The sequence below is a fragment of the Pseudoalteromonas sp. S1609 genome (genome assembly GCF_005887255.1).
Taxonomy (GTDB): domain Bacteria; phylum Pseudomonadota; class Gammaproteobacteria; order Enterobacterales; family Alteromonadaceae; genus Pseudoalteromonas.
The window spans coordinates 147,314-163,561 of record NZ_PNDJ01000016.1 but is presented as its reverse complement, the minus strand read 5'-3'; the positions used below and the strand labels follow the sequence as shown (position 1 = coordinate 163,561).

Sequence of the window (16,248 nt, the reverse complement as noted above, 5' to 3'; positions counted from 1 at the left end):
ATAAATATTAATCTATATTGTTCTTCTATTATAAGCGATGATTACTAATGGCCTGTTTCATAACTCATACGAGAAGTATTTGTCGTTTCATAGGTCCCATCTTTATACAAAATTAAAGCAGATGCACTATAGCTTCTGTAAGCTCTTACAGTCATATTACACGATGTACCGCCTGTGCAAGATGCATCGCCTTGCCAAATAACTTTGTTAATCGGTTTTGAAATATTCTGTAAATAGTACTTCCCTGTTGTTTGGTTACCAAAACTAAAATCTATGGTAAAGCAGTTTGATCTTCCGTTCATCGAGTTTCCACCTGAACCATTTGGATATACATCGCAAACTAGATCAGTTGCAAAAGCAGAGTTAGCTGTAAGCGCAGCACCACAAATAAATAGTGTTTTTAGTATGTTTTTCATTTTTAATCCTTAAATTTGATTATTATTCGCTCAACCGAGCATTTAAAAATTAGCATATGAAATTAAAAAGTAAACAAAAAAGGTACAAATATTTACAAAAAATTAACCGTTAGAAGTTTTATAAATTTTCGTTAAATCGCTATGGCAGTATAAAACTGGGTTTATGCCTTACATTTAGTTTTGTAAGTCATAGCTATAGTTAATTACTATTCTATTGGTTCTTTTATAACCTATGTATAAAAAACTGTGTATCCGTATATCTCACCTTTCCAAAAGCTAAAAGTTCTGTTTATTTAACAAGTTCAGGTGTCTAATTTATTTCAACTTAAGTGAAATAATTAAATAGTTTCACCTGTCTTGTATCTTGAGGACCTGTTGATCTTTCAGACTTAAAATTTGTTCAATCTAAGGGGGATTTAATCGCGGTGTGAGATTGTAACCTAGTGGGCTAAGTATAAACCGAGTAACAATGAATAAATTTCCCAGAGGAAGACCCCTTCGGTCAACGCTTATTTGGTATTTATACTAGGTTATCGCCTATTTATGGTGAATAACCACACCACATAGGCCTTGCTAAAAGATCAAATAGACTGTTGCAAATTTAACCTGTAAAGATAAACAGACCCAAGAGTGAACGCTAGTTATATAAAGTTTCATATGTTTTGTATTTTCAAAGCTACTGCATCTTTTTAAAGCGTTAAATATAAAATTATAAGAGGTATATAATGGAGTTTACGAATAAACGCACCATCCTAATTTCAGCATCTTTATTGTTGGTATTGGCTATATCACAGGCTATTTTTTCAGCCCTTTACAGTGCTGAAATTAGCTTTTCAAGGCAGTTTGCTTGGGGACTAGAAGCTCTGGTATTTACTTTGCTCGATGCTTTTGCAGGTTCAGCCATGGTGCAAGCAAAAAACGCTCAACTAGGATGGTCGGCTATTACGTTTAGCGCGGTACTTAACATAGTACAAGTGAGTATTGGCCTTACGTTATTTTCAACATTTGGCAAAGTTGCAGGCTCAGTAGAAGGAGCACAACCTTTAATTAATGGCGTGGTTGCTTTGTCATTCATGATTTACTACGCAGCCAAAGTATTATTAGGATTAGCGGCACTTGTTTTTGGACTGTCTTATATAGCCAAAGGCGGTAAAGCATTAGGAGGGCTTACAGCTTTTGTAGGCGTGGTTGCAATGTTAGCCAATGCCATTTTAATTACTTTTGGACGTGATGGATTTCTGCCATCAGGTGTTGCAGGTGCCTCTGGTATGATTGCAACATTACTTTTAGCGATATGTTTGATAAGTCTTAACCGTAGAAAAGGTTAAGCCTGACTATCACAAATTGATGTACTCCTTTAAATAAAGTGTAAACATTGGCGGATATTAAATGTTAATCCGTCAGTGTTTTACTTTTTAAGCATTGCAAATAATACATATACTCCCCTAATAACGGTGCAAAGGTAGCTACACCTAAAATAATTAACAATGGGCACACGACTAGCATGAACCAAATACGTTTAATTCCTTTTACAATTAATGCCTTTCATAAAAACTTTCTTTTCCTTAATTTAACTTAGAGATTAGTTAGCTAGTGAGCCACCAGCATTTTATTTCAAAAACAGCTTATAAGATTGCCGCATGAATTTGATGTCTGAAGTCGAGATTTGATCCCTCAGGTTCTCTTTAAACCTGCTGAAGTTTTTCCTACAAGAGCAAAGTCAATATTCAAAGAAGCTACAAAAAATAAAGTAAACATACGTTATAACTTCTTAGAGACGGTATAAAAATAAATATTGATAAATTCCGATAAAATTGCAATGAACAGGAGCAGCAATAACAATAGCTCAGAAACTGAAAATAGAGCCATTACCGGAAGCATAAAACCCAAACCAAGAGCTGTACCAGAGTAAATAGCATAGAACAGTAAAGCCTTACTGCCTCCACTAATAACGGCTTCATCAGTGGGCTTATCATACTTAACTTTTCCGTAGTAAACTAAAAAAGCAAACCCTATTATTATTAGCCCTATCATTTCGGTTCAATCATCCCTCTGAGGTATAATTCATGTAAGGCTTTTTCTTCATTAACCATAGCCATAGTTCGAGCACCAATAGCAAGCAATTTAAAGTAACACCCATATTAGCAATATTGAAAATATGTCACAATGTCTGAAGTCAAGATTTGACCCCATTTGGTTTTTGTTTTCTTAAAATATAAAAAGAGGGTTTGCTGTTGTTTGAATTGGCGTTTTGGAAGGTATCACAAGTGTTTAAGTGGCTTATTTGCAGAGGTACGAGATCTCCTTTTTTCTATTAACCCCTCATTTTGCAAAAAAGCGTATTTTTACCTCTTTTAACGTGCTTAAAAATACAGAAAAAGCACAAACACCACCACCAATAAATGCAATTTGAAAGCTAGACAGCGACGAAAAACTAAATTGCTCAGAATACATGTATTGCCCTAATAACTGTGCAAAGGTAGCTACACCTAAAATAATCAACAATGGGCACACAACTAGCGTAAACCAAAACCAAATACATTTAATACCTTTCATAATTAATACCTTTCATAAATAATCCTTTTCCTTAATTTAACTTAGAGATTAATTAGCTAGTAAGCAACCAGCATTTTATTTTAAAAACAGCTTATAAGATTGCCGCATAAATTTGATGTCTGAAGTCAAGATTTGACCCCTTTGGTTAATATTCATTAAATCTCAAACTTCACTGTTGCACCTCAAGGCTGAGGTTTAATACGACGGCGACTAAAGCCGTCGTATAGTTAAGCGTTAAAATTGTTTCATGTTGAATATCAATTTGAATATACAACATGACCTTCTTTAATACTTTGCACTATTTTTATATCCTTAATAGTAAGTGGTTCCACTTTTAAAGGGTTGTTACTTAAAATGACGAAATCCGCGAGCTTTCCCTCAGCTAGCGTACCTTTACTTGTTTCTTCAAAGTATTGAATAGCAGCCCATTGCGTTAATGTTTTTAACCCTTCATAAGGCGTTAAACGTTGATCCGGCCCCAATACTTTACCCGAACGCGTAATACGATTAACCGTTGCATCGAGCACTCGCATTGAGTTTGGAAATGTCACAGGGGCATCATGGTGAGAAGTAACCGTTAAACCAGCCTCAACTACATCTCGTGATGGCGAAATATAATCTGCCCTTGGGTGCCCCAAAACAGACTCTACATGCCAATCGCCCCAGTAAAAAGTGTGCATAGGAAACAACGATGGGAGGATCCCTAAATCGACTAAATCCGGGATTTGATCTTTACGTAAAGTCTGGCCGTGAATCATCACGCTACGGTGATCATCATACCCATAACTTTTTTTAGCCACTTTAATAGCTTTAATATATTGGTCAATCGCGGCATCACCATTGGTGTGAGCAATAATCTGCCATTTGTTTTTAAACGCAGTGTTTATATGTTTAATCGCTATCTCATCACTCATGATAGGATAACCTTTATAGTCCAGCGGTTTACCCTCCGGCGGCGTATGATAATGTGATGATAACCAAGCTGTTTTTCCTTGTGGTGAACCATCTAAAGTTAATTTAACCCCCCCTATTCTGTATCGATTAACATAACTGCGATCTGAATTATAAAATTCGGGTTTAACAGCTGACTTATTCCAGACGATATCAGGGTATGAAACAACATCAATGAATAGCGATTTCTCACGAGCTGCTCTTTCTAATGCCGAAGTCGCATCCGCTGTGGTGCGGCCATCTTGAGCTGTTAAATATCCATTTTTAGCATACTCCAGCTGAGCAAGCTCAATGGACCTTTGCTGTACTTCAGCATCGGATTTAGTGGCAACAATAGGCAGTAATAGATTAAAAAAAGCCGCTTCTTCAAGCACGCCATTAGGACTATTATCTGCCAAACGTCTAATTACACCGCCTTTAGGGTCTTTAGTATCCTTTGTGTAGCCACCCACTTCTAGAGCTTTTGAATTGACACTTGCTAGATGACCCGATTGATGCATTATAAGCACTGGGTATTTAGATGAAATTTTATCTAGAACATCTTTAGTGGGATGTTGTTTTTCGCTAAGCTGCGAATCGTCATACCCATTAGCTAACACCCAACCAAATTTTCCGATAATGAATTTCCCTTCAGCAGACTCCATCCACTTTTTGGTTGTTGTCACTAAACTATTAAAATTTTCACCGGGGCCATCGGGAGGAGGTAATAAATTTGCCAATTGCGCAATTAAACCCGTATTGTACATATGGCTATGGGCATCCAAAAAACCGGGTAAAAGTGTTTTCCCTTGAAGGTCTTTGTTTTGTAGATTGTCAAACTTTTCTCTGGCCTTCGCTAAGCTGCCAAGGTAAACAATCCGCCCTTCTGACTCAACTAAAGCTTCCTCATAATGCGGCTTTTCTCCTTCCATAGTGAGAATATCTCCGCCGTAATAAAGAACCGGATCAGCTGCTAGCGCGCTTGTTCCAAAACAAAATAATACTGATGGTAATAAAAAACGTAATCGCTTTGTCATTTTATCTTCCCTGTAAATATAGCTGTAATAAATTTAGCACATGATGTTTTAAACAAAAACATAAAGTGACACCCATAATTAATATATTAAAGCATCTCGTTTTAAATTAGTTAGTCCATTTCAAAATACACAGTTAGGTAACGTGATGAGCGGATTCTCAGCTTTATCACAAGCATCAGGAGGTTCAGCTATGAAAATACCTCAGTGTGAATCTCCTATTCTCACTATGAAGTCAGATAAATCAGTTAGCGGATGGAGTGAAAGAACAACGTTCTTCATATGTGTTGTTCAATATCAAACAGGTTATCAAGTTGATGTATACACCACATTCGAACAACAGTCTGGTGGGATCTCTGTCAATCAACTTAGTCAAAGCTTAGTTCGCTCAGTAGTTGGTGATACTAGCCAAAATATACCAAAAACTATGGCTCGATTAAAAGACTCACTCGCAGAACTAAATACTGAAACAAAAATAATCGACAGCTATATTCCAAGCAAATGGAAAGGTTTATTTGCAGACGATAGAAAGTCTTTAGAAGCTGAAACAGAGTAAATAATTTCACTAAATTAAAGTTCTTTCAAATAATGGAGTAATTAAGTACTCCATTATTTTTTAAAACTAATAATTACTCTAGCAAAGTAATGAAGGATTTATCTGTGTGGCATAAGTTTTTCTTTGGTGAGTAAAATCGACTTCCATCATGATGATTTCTTTTTTATAGGAAACACCTTAAACCAAAACGCCATTTCAAAAACAAAGCCCGCAATAATAAAAATAAATAAGCCAGTGTGCTACCATGCTCAAAACCAAGCAAACCTAGCCGAGCCCACCAACAACCGTAGTTTCCTTATTAACTAACTCATTTTGCAAAAAAGCGTATTTTTGCTTCTTTTAATGTGCATAAAAATACAGAAAACGCACAAATTCCGCCCCCCATAAATGCAATTTGAAAACTAGATAGCGAAGAAAAACTAAATTGCTGAGAATACATGTACTGCCCTAATAACTGTGCAAAGGTAGCCAAACCTAAAATAATTAACAATGGGCACACAACTAGCGTAAACCAAAACCAAATACGTCTAATACCTTTCATAAAAACTTCCTTTTACTTTAAATTTAACTTAGAAATTAATTATATAGTGAGCCACCAGCATTTTATTTTAAAAACGGCTTATAAGATTGCCGCATGAATTTGATGTCTGAAGTCAAGATTTGACCCCTTTGGTTCTTTGCTATTTAACCAAGACTCCAATTTTTGGATATGAGTTAGATCTTCAAATGAAGCCATTACCCACTCGCTGGTTTCATCAACGCCAGAATCCCAAACAACTTCGTGCAAATGAGGTTCTACGAGTTTTCTAACATCTCTGCTTCGTAATGCTTGATTAAGAAGGTTGACCATCCATAGTTACCTAACGCCCTGTTAACAGGCAAAAATAGTTGGTTAAAATAAGCGACGAAGGAGCAAATACCAACTGTTTTTTGTCCTTGTTTAACAGTTTGTTAGGTATACATTACTGATTACTCACCAGCAACTACATTTGAATCGTTTGCTTTATTAACTGAAAGGTGAAGTACAGGAAATGATGATTCACCACCTATACCACCAACCATTTTTTGTTTCTCAATTGCCGCAAAAGCGAAAATATTAAATGTGCGTAATACTTTAATTTCTTTATCAAGATCTCTTGATGCATTAATTCTCTGTATTGGCTCCATCTCATTAGCTAATTCAGCCCAATCTTTAACATTTTGAATAAAGCCACTAACTAGATCTAATTCTTCATCCGTTAAATCATCACTGTAGTCGTTATAAAAAGCACATACACCAGCAGCCAAATTAAACATTTCTTTTCCCGAATTCATCACAGGCAATTTATCAGGGATTTCTTCTTTAGTTCTTTTTATACGTACCCTGGGTATTTCAGGTTGATCTTTTAGCTTATCTTCAACCCACTTCTCATGATTAATTTTTATTGTTCTTAATAATTCAGGTGTGTAAGTTTCAACTTGATCATCTATTTGTTTATGATGAATACGACATAGTAATATTAGATTTGACACATCGTTAATCTTTTCTCTAGAAAAGTCAGAGTCACTCCTAGGTCCTTTTTTTGCACCAGAAATAATATGACACTCTTCACCAACAACAGACTCATTGTCATTTGAAGTACTTTCGAATACTAGCGTATGTCGACACATCGCACATTTATTTCCAGATTTACCCCAAAGAATTTTTCGGTTTTTATCTGAAATTGACACTGAACACTCCCTGTATACCTAACAACTTTGTCTACGACAACTGTCGTTTTATAAACCGACAAATGTCCATATATTACATTGCATTTATCTTAACCCTCAAATAAACACCTGTAAACAACTAGTTAACTACAGCTCATACTTCATAAATGCAGAGATACCCCAAAATGGTGGAGATCAGTAATATTGGACAAAACACCATTACTGTATAAATAAACAGCACCGCTAAATATGCCATTTTTCGCTTATAAAACATTCAGCTCACTGGCTGGTAATTTAGCTAGGTGGTTTTAATTTTTGCCGCTGTTGATTATGATGTTCGTATTCCCTGCCTTTTTAAATCCATTAAGGTTTTTCAGTCATTTTATTAAGGATTATTTCATGTCTAGCTTTAACGAATCTCCAGAGCAAATTGCACAAGCCACTGAGGGCTATGTGATGCAGCAAACTATGTTGCGTATTAAAGATCCAAAACCGTCGCTGGCATTTTATGAAAACGTATTGGGTATGAAACTATTAGGAAAATACGACTTTCCTGGTATGGAGTTTACTTTGTACTTTTTAGGCTACGAGCAAGATATGCCTAAAGGCGATGATAAAGAAAAAACTCAATGGGTGTTTCGCCGCCCTGCGCTGATTGAACTTACCCATAACTGGGGTACTGAAAACGACGACAGCTTTAGCGGTTATCACAGTGGTAATGAAGAACCAAAAGGCTTTGGCCATATTGGTATTAGCGTACCTGATGTATACGCTGCCTGTGAGCGCTTTGCTAAATACGATGTGGAGTTTGTAAAACAGCCAGATGGTGGTTCAATGAAGGGACTTGCCTTTATTAAAGACCCTGACGGTTACTGGATTGAAATACTCTCGCCAGAGGGCATTACAGACATTATTCAATCGCAATAAAAAACATTAAACATTAAACATAAAAAAGCCTGCAAATGCAGGCTTTTTGTTTACAAGTACTGTGAAAAACTTGAATTTTTTTAACGACGTAGTGCGTCTATACGTGCATCAAGCGGTGGGTGAGATGAAAACAACTCAGCCATGCCTTTACCACTGGCAATACCAAAGGCCATCATTGAGCCTTCTAATTGCGATGGGTGGTTTTGCTTTAATCGCTCAAGGGCTGAACGCATTTTGTCTGCGCCTACTAACTGAGCTGCACCGTTGTCGGCTGCAAATTCACGTTTGCGGCTGTAATGGGCAACCACCACACTTGCTAGTACACCAAATAATACTTGGAATAACATATCGAATAAGAAGTAAGTCCAGCTGCTGCCGCCCTCTTCTTCATCGCTATTTATAAAATTATCTACAATGCCCGCCAGCACTTTTGCGGCAAAAATAACAAAGGTATTAACCACGCCTTGAATAAGCGTTAGCGTTACCATGTCGCCATTAGCCACGTGCGATACTTCGTGCGCAAGCACTGCCTCGGCTTGATCTTGGGTCATGTTGTGTAATAAACCCGTGCTTACCGCCACCAGCGAGTTATTTTTACTCGGGCCGGTTGCAAACGCGTTCATTTCAGGGCTGTCGTAAATAGCCACTTCAGGCATATTAATACCGGCTTTTTTAGCTTGCGTAGCAACGGTATTCATTAACCACTGCTCGGTTTCGTTACTTGGTTTAGTAATAACCTGTGCACCGGTTGATTTTTTAGCCATCCATTTCGACATATACAAAGAAATAAACGACCCACCAAAACCAAATACAGCAGCTATTAATAAAATACCACCTAAGCTACGATGGCTTAAGCCCAGCGCACTCATTATTATTGAAAGCACAACACCTAATACCAACATAACCGCGAGGTTAGTTAATAAAAACAAAAATACACGTTTCATACATGGTCTCCAAAAATAACATTTATTGCTGAGCGATTTTTTTTTGTTTATCGGCCATAGCAACTACTGCGTTATGACACACTATGTCATAACGTCAGCGCTATTTTGTGACAAACTATGTCATAACGCAAGGGATATTTTTAAAGTTTTATATATATTTAATTAAGTTAAACTTTTTAGGATTTTTTCTGTTTAACAGTAAAAATTTACTTATAAAAACACTATAATTCAATAAGTTATTTTATTTTTTATACTATACGCTTTTATATAAACCGTGATTAACATTTGCCATATCTGTGGGGAAGCCTCGCTCTTTTGCAAGTACTTGTGCAATTTTACTTATATTTTCATTACAACTGTTCTCAAGGTAGGCCCATTGGTGATGCTTACGGTGGTTATTACTGTCGTGTTCTGTGCAAATTAAACCAAGCTTTACAAATTCAGCTACTATTTCGTCAGCAGCGATCAAAGTTGATGACGCTTTTACATTTTCGGCTCGTGCGTAGCTAATATGCGAATATAAACTTACGTCGGCAACGCGCAAGGTGTCGTCTTCGCCTGGGATCTGTTGGCCGCCAAACAAGGCATTGTTTTGCGTATTAGCGTTTTTAAATGCTGGTACAAACTCAGCTACATAATCAATCGCTTTTTGACCACGTGCTTTTAGCACCTGCTGATCCCAACCATTATTTATATAATTTAAGTACTTAGCAGGCAGTTGTGGCTGTGCCGTTTGCTCGGCTGTATCTGCTAGGCCATCGTTAAACAAGGTAATTGAGTTAGTCATGCCATGAATTTGATAAAAGCCATTAGGGTACGGCGTTAATTGTGCCATGCCCTCGGGTGTGCCTCGGTTACCATAAATAATAATTTCGGGTATTTGCCCGCCAGCGCCTTGCCAGTGTGCAATGTATGAGGCTTTAAATTCGACCATACGCTTAGGCTTTACGCCTACCATGTCATCAACAAAACCGGTTTGAAAGCCACAGGCGTTTATAAGGTAATCTACTTCTACTGTTTGGGTCGTGTTGCTTTGGTTGTTTTGGTATTCAATTTTCCATTTTGGCATTTGATTTTTAGCACTACTTTGCTCAACTTTGCTGACTTGCTTTATCTCTGTGCTGGTAAGAACATTAGCGTGTTCGTACTGGGCAAGCGCAAGTTGCGCACTTGCTGATAATCTAAATATATTCCAACCGTATTCTTGAACAACAATAAGTGGGTATTTTACTTTGTTTAAGTTTAAATGCTTAGCAACGGGGATCATCCACTCATCTAGCGTTTTAGGCTCAGTAACCTGCTCTTTTTTACTCAAGGTTATCATTTGCTCATGGCTATAAAGCTGATAGTAATTATCAGGCTCGCCAAGAACTTTATTATTATGATCTTGTTCAATTAAGTCTTTATATGCGTTAGTAAGCTTGTCTAACCTTGGCAGTAAATCATCCGGTGAATCATCATCACGCGTTGGCACAGCAAATACAGTTGGGCGTACATCTATGCTGTAAGGATATAGTCGTAAAATATCGATACATTGTTTTAGTAAATCTATACAGTCTTGATCTGGAATTTCACGGTATAAATTACCACCGGCGTGCAGATGGCACATAGGAGGGCCATCAATAAGTGACGTTTTTTTCTCAAATATAGTCGTTTTTATGCCCAATGCCGCAAGGCGAATCGCAATTGTTGCCCCTGCAGTTCCCCCACCTAAAATACCTACACGGGTTTTAGGCAGAGCACTTTTTGGTAGATCTGATTCTGCCTTCACCTGTGTATTATAAGCGTAGTTCTTAATAAATGGGTGGGTCATGGTATTTGTTATTTCCTTAGTAACAATAGCACTGTGTAATTAGCGTTATATATGCATACAGGGTTTGTATTTCAAGGCGCTAAACATATTTATTAAACCGGTGTATTTAATATATAAACTGCTTTGTATATTTATAAAATTACAAAGCAGTATAGTTTAGGCATTTATAGCAAGTGCAGTAAGCAGGGTTTTATAAATTTGTAATTTAGGGGTTTGCTCGGTATAGGGGCTTATAGCAAGCAACGGGAATGGTAAACGTGTTTTAAGCGAATCTAGGTTTGCTTGGTATTCATCCATCGTGGCATCAACTTGGTTGGCAATCCAGCCAATGCAATTAACACCCATACTTTGCATATGTGCTGCAGTGAGTAATGCATGATTTATACAGCCTAGTTTCATCCCTACTACTAATATTACGGGTAGTTGCTCTGCTTTTACCCAGTCATATAAATATTCGTTATTATTAATTGGCAATGCCCAGCCGCCCGCACCTTCTGTTAGCAGGTAGTCTGCACCTTGTTGCTTCACACATTTATAAGCGGTACGTAGCTTTTCAACGCTTAGGGTTACTCCCACTTGCTCTGCTGCAATGTGCGGAGCTATGGCGGGCTCAAAAGCAAACGGATTAATAATGTCGTATTTAGCACTCACAGTCGCGCTTTCCATTAGCATTAAGGCATCGGCATTAACGAGCTGATCAAACGCAAGTTCACACCCTGATGCAATCGGTTTAAAACCTATTGCACGCTGCTTATGTTGGGCGAGTAACTTTAATAGCAAACTGGTTACGTGGGTTTTACCAGCGTCGGTATCGGTACCGGTAATAAAAAATTGCTGCATTGCCTTACCTTTAAATTTTTGCTTTTTCTAATGATAACAATACCACATGGTAAGATACATGGGCTTGGTTGTTTATAAGCGGATACGCTGCACATACTTTTTGTAGCGCCGATTTAGTTAATAAACCAGGGCGCTGCGTTGCTTTATTTTGCGACGTTGCCCCAATGGCTTTAATTGAGCTAATCGCTTTAAGCGGGCTGGTAAACTCATCGGTATAAATAACCTCTGTCGCGTTATTAACAATAAACCCTACCTTTTTGACCGATTGGTTTATATTATCGCTACTTAAAAAGTTATTAATGTGGCTATGCGAATCGAGCGCGGCAAACGCCGTTTTTATTTCACCAAGTGAGCCTTCTACCACCGTACTTATGTACGCCTGCCCACCGGGCTTTAAAGCTGAATGTAATGAATGCATTAGCATTTCAAAATTAGCCGACCACTGCATCGCAAAATTACTAAATACCACATCAATACTATTTTGTTGAAATGGCAAATTATCCATGTCGGCGCAAATACGCGGGGCGTTTACTGCACTATTTTTAAGCATGGTAAGGCTTAAATCCATGGCAATTACCTGTTTATATATTCCTTGTAACTCTTCGGTATTCACTAACGGCCCCGCGCCTAAATCAACACAGTGTTTGTGCTTTGTGCTCGCATCAAGCTTAATGAGTTTAATTAAATCAATTGCGGCTTGTTTTTGCACATGTGCGTGGGCTACATATTGGCTTGCCGCCGTTGAAAACTTGCGTTGCGTTACCTGCTTTAAACTATTAACAGCTAAACAAGCTAACGGTGACTTTATACGCGAGTTCGTATTTGCAGCGTGTGCGCTTATCATGCAATGGCCTTTTTTAAACAATTTACCAATGTTGTAATATCTTGCTCGGTATGGGCGGCGGTTAAGGTAATGCGTAGCCTTGAGGTATTATGCTGCACAGTTGGCGGGCGAATAGCGGTTAGCCAAATCCCCTGTTGTTTAAGCTGCTCACAGGCTTTTAAGGTCTGTTCGGCACACCCTAAAACTAAGGGTTGAATGGCAGTGGTCGAATCCATTAAGGCAATTTTTTGCTCATTGGCTAAACGTTTAAATAAAGCAATATTGGCGTTTAATTTTGCTCGCTTATGGTTAGCATCACGTATGGTTTTGATTCTTGATAATGTATGCGAAGCAATAAATGGCGACATTGCGGTCGAATAAGTGTAATCGCGGTTAAACTGCAGCATGTAATCAATAAATTCACTCGAACCTAATACACACGCCCCGCTACTTGCCACCGCTTTACCAAAGGTGATCACTAAAATATCTGGCAAATTATCTGCCGCTATAAGTGGCTCACAGCTTCCCAAACCCGATTTACCCAGTACGCCAAAGCCATGCGCATCGTCTATCATTAACCAGGCGTTATGTGCTTTAGCTAAACTAAGTAACTCAATTAATGGTGCTTGATCGCCATCCATCGAGAATACGCCCTCACTCACAATCAGTTTATACTTAGCATTTGACTTTTCGAGCCGTGAACGTAAATGATTCATGTCGTTATGATTAAAGCGCACAAGTGCTGCGTTTGCATGCAGTGCACCGTCGATTAAGCTCGCATGATTAAGTTTATCCTGAAAAATCGCACTTTGTTGAGCAATGGCTTTATCTTGAAATAGCGCTTTTATAACACTGCTATTAGCACTAAAGCCCGAATTAAACAGCATGGCATTGTTATAGCCCAACTGAGCACATAAGTATTTTTCGAGCTGTTGCTGCGCACCTTGATAGCCAGTAACTAAAGCAGAGCTATGACTTCCTAAGCTATGCATACCTTCAAGCAAAGTGGGCTCATCCGCAAAGCCTAGGTAGTCGTTACTAGCAAAGTTAAGATAGCGTTTATTATCAACTATAATTTCACGCGCACTGGCTTGCTCAATAACATAACGCTTGCGGTTAAGCGCGCTTTGCTGGCGCGCTTGTAAATGGCTATTTATAAAATCAAATGACATAGCAATACACAATGTTAAGCAGGATAAAACAATTCTGAACTGGCTTTATCGGCCACTTTAGAAGATAACGACGCAGCAACGGCTTCATCTGAATAGTCTTCGGCCGTTTCAGGGTTCATACCCAGCTTTTTAATTAATTGCATATCGGCATCTGCTTCTGGGTTTTCGGTAGTCAGGAGTTTATCACCATAAAAAATGGAATTAGCACCGGCAAAAAAACACATCGATTGCATTTGCTCATTCATTGCGCTGCGCCCTGCCGATAAACGTACATAGCTATGCGGCATCATAATACGCGCGGTGGCAATAGTACGAATAAACTCAAACTGATCTAAGTCGTCTACGTTTTCAAGCGGTGTTCCTTTTACTTTTACTAGCATATTAATAGGGACGCTTTCTGGTTGCTGCGGCAAATTAGCCAATTGCATTAATAACCCATAGCGATCGCTGGGTTGCTCACCCATACCGACAATACCGCCTGAGCAAACTTTCATACCGGCATCACGCACATGATCGATAGTGTTTAGTCTGTCTGCAAAAGTACGGGTAGATATAATTTGTTCGTAGTATTCAGGTGAGGTATCTAAATTATGGTTATAGTAGTCAAGCCCTGCATCACTCAATGCATGGGCTTTTTCATTGGTAAGCTTGCCCAACGTCATACAGGTTTCAAGGCCAAGCTCTTTTACTTCTTTAACCATTTTTGAAATGTACGGCATATCACGATCTTTAGGATCTGACCACGCAGCGCCCATACAAAAACGGGTGGCGCCTTTTTGTTTTGCAAGGCGTGCTTGCTCTACTACTTTTTCTACTTCTAGCAGGCGCTCTCGCTCTAGGTCGGTTTTATAATGACCCGACTGCGGGCAATATTTACAATCTTCAGGGCAAGCACCTGTTTTTATTGATAGTAAAGTAGAAATTTGCACCTGATTAGGATTAAAATTAGCACGGTGTACGGTCGCGGCTTTAAAAAGCAGATCGTTAAACGGCATTTCAAATAAGGCTTTAACCTCGCTATGGGTCCAATCGTGGCGAACTGTTGCAAGCTCCATAATACTCTCTTTTATTTTTTGCTCTTGGTGTTATTGGCTTAGAATACGTATTGCCGTACCATTGTCAACGAAGATAACTTAATTAAAGTTTACATATGATCATAAAACACACAATAGACCTTGATTTTGACCGAAATCACATTTGGCACCCTTATACATCAATGACTCAACCAATTCCGGTTTATCCTGTTACAAACGCCAATCACAACCTTATCCAATTAGAAACAGGCGAGAAACTCATTGACGGTATGGCCTCTTGGTGGAGCGCAATACATGGCTACAATCATCCCGTTTTAAATAATGCGATGACAGAGCAAATCAATAAAATGAGCCATGTAATGTTTGGCGGCATTACCCATTACAGCGCAGTGGAGCTTTGTAAAAAGCTAGTGGCGATAACGCCCGAGGATTTAAATAAAGTATTTTTAGCCGACAGTGGCTCGGTAAGTGTTGAAGTCGCGATTAAAATGGCACTGCAGTATTGGTTAAGCCAAGGCATAAGTACTAAACAAAAGTTAATGACTCCATTTAAGGGCTATCATGGCGATACTTTTGCGGCCATGAGTGTGTGCGATCCGGTTAATTCTATGCATAGCTTGTACTCTGGCTTTTTACCTGAGCATGTATTTGTACCTGCACCTGTTAGCCAATTTAATGACGAGTTTAATCAAGCCGAGGCGGATGAACTAGAACACTATTTTTTAAATCACCACCAGCACGTTGCCGCCTTTATTATTGAACCCATAGTACAAAACGCGGGAGGAATGAACTTTTATCACCCTGATTATTTAGCCTGTGTGCGCAAGTTATGTACTCAATACAATGTATTGCTCATTTGTGATGAAATTGCCACAGGCTTTGGCCGTACAGGTAAAATGTTTGCTGTAGAGCACGCCAATGTACAGCCAGATATACTTTGTATTGGCAAGGCACTCACCGGCGGCACCATGACCTTATCAGCCACGTTAACGACCAATAAAATAGCGATAGGCATTAGCGAAGGTGAAGCCGGTGTTTTGATGCACGGACCTACATTTATGGGCAATCCACTCGCCTGCGCTGTGGCATGTGCCAGTATAGACTTATTGCTTGAACAAGATTGGCAAAAACGAATTAGTGAAGTAAACCAAGCACTTCAACAATTACATCAGTGTGGCTCACTTACTGATGTAGTTAATGTGCGCACTTTAGGTGCAATTGGCGTGGTAGAACTGACAGATGAGGCAGGAATAGTAGATGTAGCTAAAATACAGGCTTATTTTGTTAGCCAAGGAGTGTGGATACGCCCATTTGGTAAGTTAATTTACTTAATGCCACCGTATATAAGTGACGATGCCAGTATTAAACAGCTTTGCGATGCTATATATAACGCCATAAAGGGTAAACATTACGTATAGATGGTTAATTATTTTAGCCACTAAAGTTAAAATTAAATTGATATTTCTATTTAGTTATTATTCCTCTGTAAAGTTTAGTAAATTTAACCCTTTGGC

The 16,248-nt window shown here is 38.5% G+C and carries 17 protein-coding genes; 4 read left to right on the top strand and 13 right to left on the bottom strand.

Features of this window, described 5'->3' with window-relative positions; genetic code table 11:
* Positions 1–44 precede the first annotated feature (44 nt).
* Positions 45–416, bottom strand: coding sequence for a hypothetical protein (locus tag CWB76_RS05950; protein ID WP_138606163.1), 372 nt, complete (start codon positions 414–416; stop codon positions 45–47).
* A gap of 725 nt (positions 417–1,141) precedes the next feature.
* On the opposite strand from CWB76_RS05950, the gene CWB76_RS05945 reads away from it, so the two are divergent.
* On the top strand, positions 1,142–1,744 hold the full coding sequence (locus CWB76_RS05945; RefSeq protein ID WP_138606161.1) for a thiamine biosynthesis protein ThiC: 603 nt from the start codon (positions 1,142–1,144) through the stop codon (positions 1,742–1,744).
* 433 nt (positions 1,745–2,177) lie between these two features.
* Here the strand turns inward: CWB76_RS05945 and CWB76_RS05940 are convergent, their stop codons facing one another.
* The 3 genes from CWB76_RS05940 to CWB76_RS05930 form a co-directional block, all read right to left on the bottom strand.
* Positions 2,178–2,450: a hypothetical protein gene (locus tag CWB76_RS05940; RefSeq protein WP_138606159.1), complete on the bottom strand. Its 273-nt coding sequence runs from the start codon at positions 2,448–2,450 to the stop codon at positions 2,178–2,180.
* A 288-nt stretch (positions 2,451–2,738) separates the two neighbouring features.
* Positions 2,739–2,972, bottom strand: coding sequence for a hypothetical protein (locus tag CWB76_RS05935; protein WP_138606157.1), 234 nt, complete (start codon positions 2,970–2,972; stop codon positions 2,739–2,741).
* A gap of 257 nt (positions 2,973–3,229) precedes the next feature.
* Positions 3,230–4,939 (bottom strand): amidohydrolase, encoded by a 1,710-nt coding sequence (locus CWB76_RS05930; protein ID WP_138606155.1) that lies wholly within the window; start codon positions 4,937–4,939, stop codon positions 3,230–3,232.
* Between the two features lie 190 nt (positions 4,940–5,129).
* On the opposite strand from CWB76_RS05930, the gene CWB76_RS05925 reads away from it, so the two are divergent.
* Complete coding sequence (locus CWB76_RS05925) at positions 5,130–5,492, top strand: hypothetical protein (protein ID WP_131724684.1); 363 nt, start codon at positions 5,130–5,132, stop codon at positions 5,490–5,492.
* A 307-nt stretch (positions 5,493–5,799) separates the two neighbouring features.
* Here CWB76_RS05925 and CWB76_RS05920 read toward each other — a convergent pair whose 3' ends face one another.
* The 3 genes from CWB76_RS05920 to CWB76_RS05910 form a co-directional block, all read right to left on the bottom strand.
* On the bottom strand, positions 5,800–6,033 hold the full coding sequence (locus CWB76_RS05920; RefSeq protein WP_138594973.1) for a hypothetical protein: 234 nt from the start codon (positions 6,031–6,033) through the stop codon (positions 5,800–5,802).
* A gap of 78 nt (positions 6,034–6,111) precedes the next feature.
* Positions 6,112–6,342 (bottom strand): hypothetical protein, encoded by a 231-nt coding sequence (locus CWB76_RS05915; RefSeq protein ID WP_138606153.1) that lies wholly within the window; start codon positions 6,340–6,342, stop codon positions 6,112–6,114.
* 119 nt (positions 6,343–6,461) lie between these two features.
* The gene (locus tag CWB76_RS05910) at positions 6,462–7,202 is read right to left on the bottom strand and encodes an HNH endonuclease signature motif containing protein (protein WP_138606151.1); all 741 of its coding nucleotides are present in this window, start codon (positions 7,200–7,202) and stop codon (positions 6,462–6,464) included.
* Between the two features lie 378 nt (positions 7,203–7,580).
* Between CWB76_RS05910 and gloA the strand changes: the two genes are divergently transcribed.
* Entirely contained in the window at positions 7,581–8,108 is a 528-nt protein-coding gene (gloA, locus tag CWB76_RS05905; protein WP_138606149.1) for a lactoylglutathione lyase, read from the top strand.
* Positions 8,109–8,188: 80 nt separating this feature from the next.
* On the opposite strand, the gene htpX is transcribed toward gloA, so the two are convergent.
* The 6 genes from htpX to bioB form a co-directional block, all read right to left on the bottom strand.
* On the bottom strand, positions 8,189–9,052 hold the full coding sequence (gene htpX, locus CWB76_RS05900) for a protease HtpX (RefSeq protein ID WP_138606147.1): 864 nt from the start codon (positions 9,050–9,052) through the stop codon (positions 8,189–8,191).
* Between the two features lie 253 nt (positions 9,053–9,305).
* A complete protein-coding gene (locus tag CWB76_RS05895) occupies positions 9,306–10,865 on the bottom strand; it encodes an FAD-dependent oxidoreductase (RefSeq protein WP_138606145.1) in 1,560 nt (519 codons plus the stop codon).
* A gap of 156 nt (positions 10,866–11,021) precedes the next feature.
* A complete protein-coding gene (gene bioD, locus CWB76_RS05890) occupies positions 11,022–11,705 on the bottom strand; it encodes a dethiobiotin synthase (protein ID WP_138606144.1) in 684 nt (227 codons plus the stop codon).
* 10 nt (positions 11,706–11,715) lie between these two features.
* Positions 11,716–12,549, bottom strand: coding sequence for a methyltransferase domain-containing protein (locus CWB76_RS05885; RefSeq protein ID WP_138606141.1), 834 nt, complete (start codon positions 12,547–12,549; stop codon positions 11,716–11,718).
* Positions 12,546–13,700: an aminotransferase class I/II-fold pyridoxal phosphate-dependent enzyme gene (locus CWB76_RS05880; protein WP_138606139.1), complete on the bottom strand. Its 1,155-nt coding sequence runs from the start codon at positions 13,698–13,700 to the stop codon at positions 12,546–12,548. Before CWB76_RS05880 ends, CWB76_RS05885 begins: the two co-directional genes overlap by 4 nt.
* Before the next feature lie 14 nt (positions 13,701–13,714).
* The gene (gene bioB / locus CWB76_RS05875; RefSeq protein WP_010390068.1) at positions 13,715–14,755 is read right to left on the bottom strand and encodes a biotin synthase BioB; all 1,041 of its coding nucleotides are present in this window, start codon (positions 14,753–14,755) and stop codon (positions 13,715–13,717) included.
* A 95-nt stretch (positions 14,756–14,850) separates the two neighbouring features.
* Between bioB and bioA the strand changes: the two genes are divergently transcribed.
* Positions 14,851–16,152 carry an adenosylmethionine--8-amino-7-oxononanoate transaminase gene (bioA, locus tag CWB76_RS05870; RefSeq protein ID WP_138606138.1) on the top strand — a complete coding sequence of 434 codons (1,302 nt, stop codon included), beginning with the start codon at positions 14,851–14,853 and terminating at the stop codon, positions 16,150–16,152.
* Positions 16,153–16,248: the final 96 nt, after the last annotated feature.

Excerpts from the sequence above, each read along its gene's own strand:
- htpX (WP_138606147.1), bottom strand. The coding sequence starts at position 9,052 with ATGAAACGTGTATTTTTGTTTTTATTAACTAACCTCGCGGTTATGTTG.
- CWB76_RS05940 (WP_138606159.1), bottom strand. The coding sequence starts at position 2,450 with ATGATAGGGCTAATAATAATAGGGTTTGCTTTTTTAGTTTACTACGGA.
- CWB76_RS05880 (WP_138606139.1), bottom strand. The coding sequence starts at position 13,700 with ATGTCATTTGATTTTATAAATAGCCATTTACAAGCGCGCCAGCAAAGC.
- bioD (WP_138606144.1), bottom strand. The coding sequence starts at position 11,705 with ATGCAGCAATTTTTTATTACCGGTACCGATACCGACGCTGGTAAAACC.
- CWB76_RS05895 (WP_138606145.1), bottom strand. The coding sequence starts at position 10,865 with ATGACCCACCCATTTATTAAGAACTACGCTTATAATACACAGGTGAAG.
- gloA (WP_138606149.1), top strand. The coding sequence starts at position 7,581 with ATGTCTAGCTTTAACGAATCTCCAGAGCAAATTGCACAAGCCACTGAG.
- CWB76_RS05935 (WP_138606157.1), bottom strand. The coding sequence starts at position 2,972 with ATGAAAGGTATTAAATGTATTTGGTTTTGGTTTACGCTAGTTGTGTGC.
- CWB76_RS05950 (WP_138606163.1), bottom strand. The coding sequence starts at position 416 with ATGAAAAACATACTAAAAACACTATTTATTTGTGGTGCTGCGCTTACA.
- CWB76_RS05920 (WP_138594973.1), bottom strand. The coding sequence starts at position 6,033 with ATGAAAGGTATTAGACGTATTTGGTTTTGGTTTACGCTAGTTGTGTGC.
- bioB (WP_010390068.1), bottom strand. The coding sequence starts at position 14,755 with ATGGAGCTTGCAACAGTTCGCCACGATTGGACCCATAGCGAGGTTAAA.
- CWB76_RS05915 (WP_138606153.1), bottom strand. The coding sequence starts at position 6,342 with ATGGTCAACCTTCTTAATCAAGCATTACGAAGCAGAGATGTTAGAAAA.
- CWB76_RS05925 (WP_131724684.1), top strand. The coding sequence starts at position 5,130 with ATGAAAATACCTCAGTGTGAATCTCCTATTCTCACTATGAAGTCAGAT.
- CWB76_RS05945 (WP_138606161.1), top strand. The coding sequence starts at position 1,142 with ATGGAGTTTACGAATAAACGCACCATCCTAATTTCAGCATCTTTATTG.
- bioA (WP_138606138.1), top strand. The coding sequence starts at position 14,851 with ATGATCATAAAACACACAATAGACCTTGATTTTGACCGAAATCACATT.
- CWB76_RS05930 (WP_138606155.1), bottom strand. The coding sequence starts at position 4,939 with ATGACAAAGCGATTACGTTTTTTATTACCATCAGTATTATTTTGTTTT.
- CWB76_RS05885 (WP_138606141.1), bottom strand. The coding sequence starts at position 12,549 with ATGATAAGCGCACACGCTGCAAATACGAACTCGCGTATAAAGTCACCG.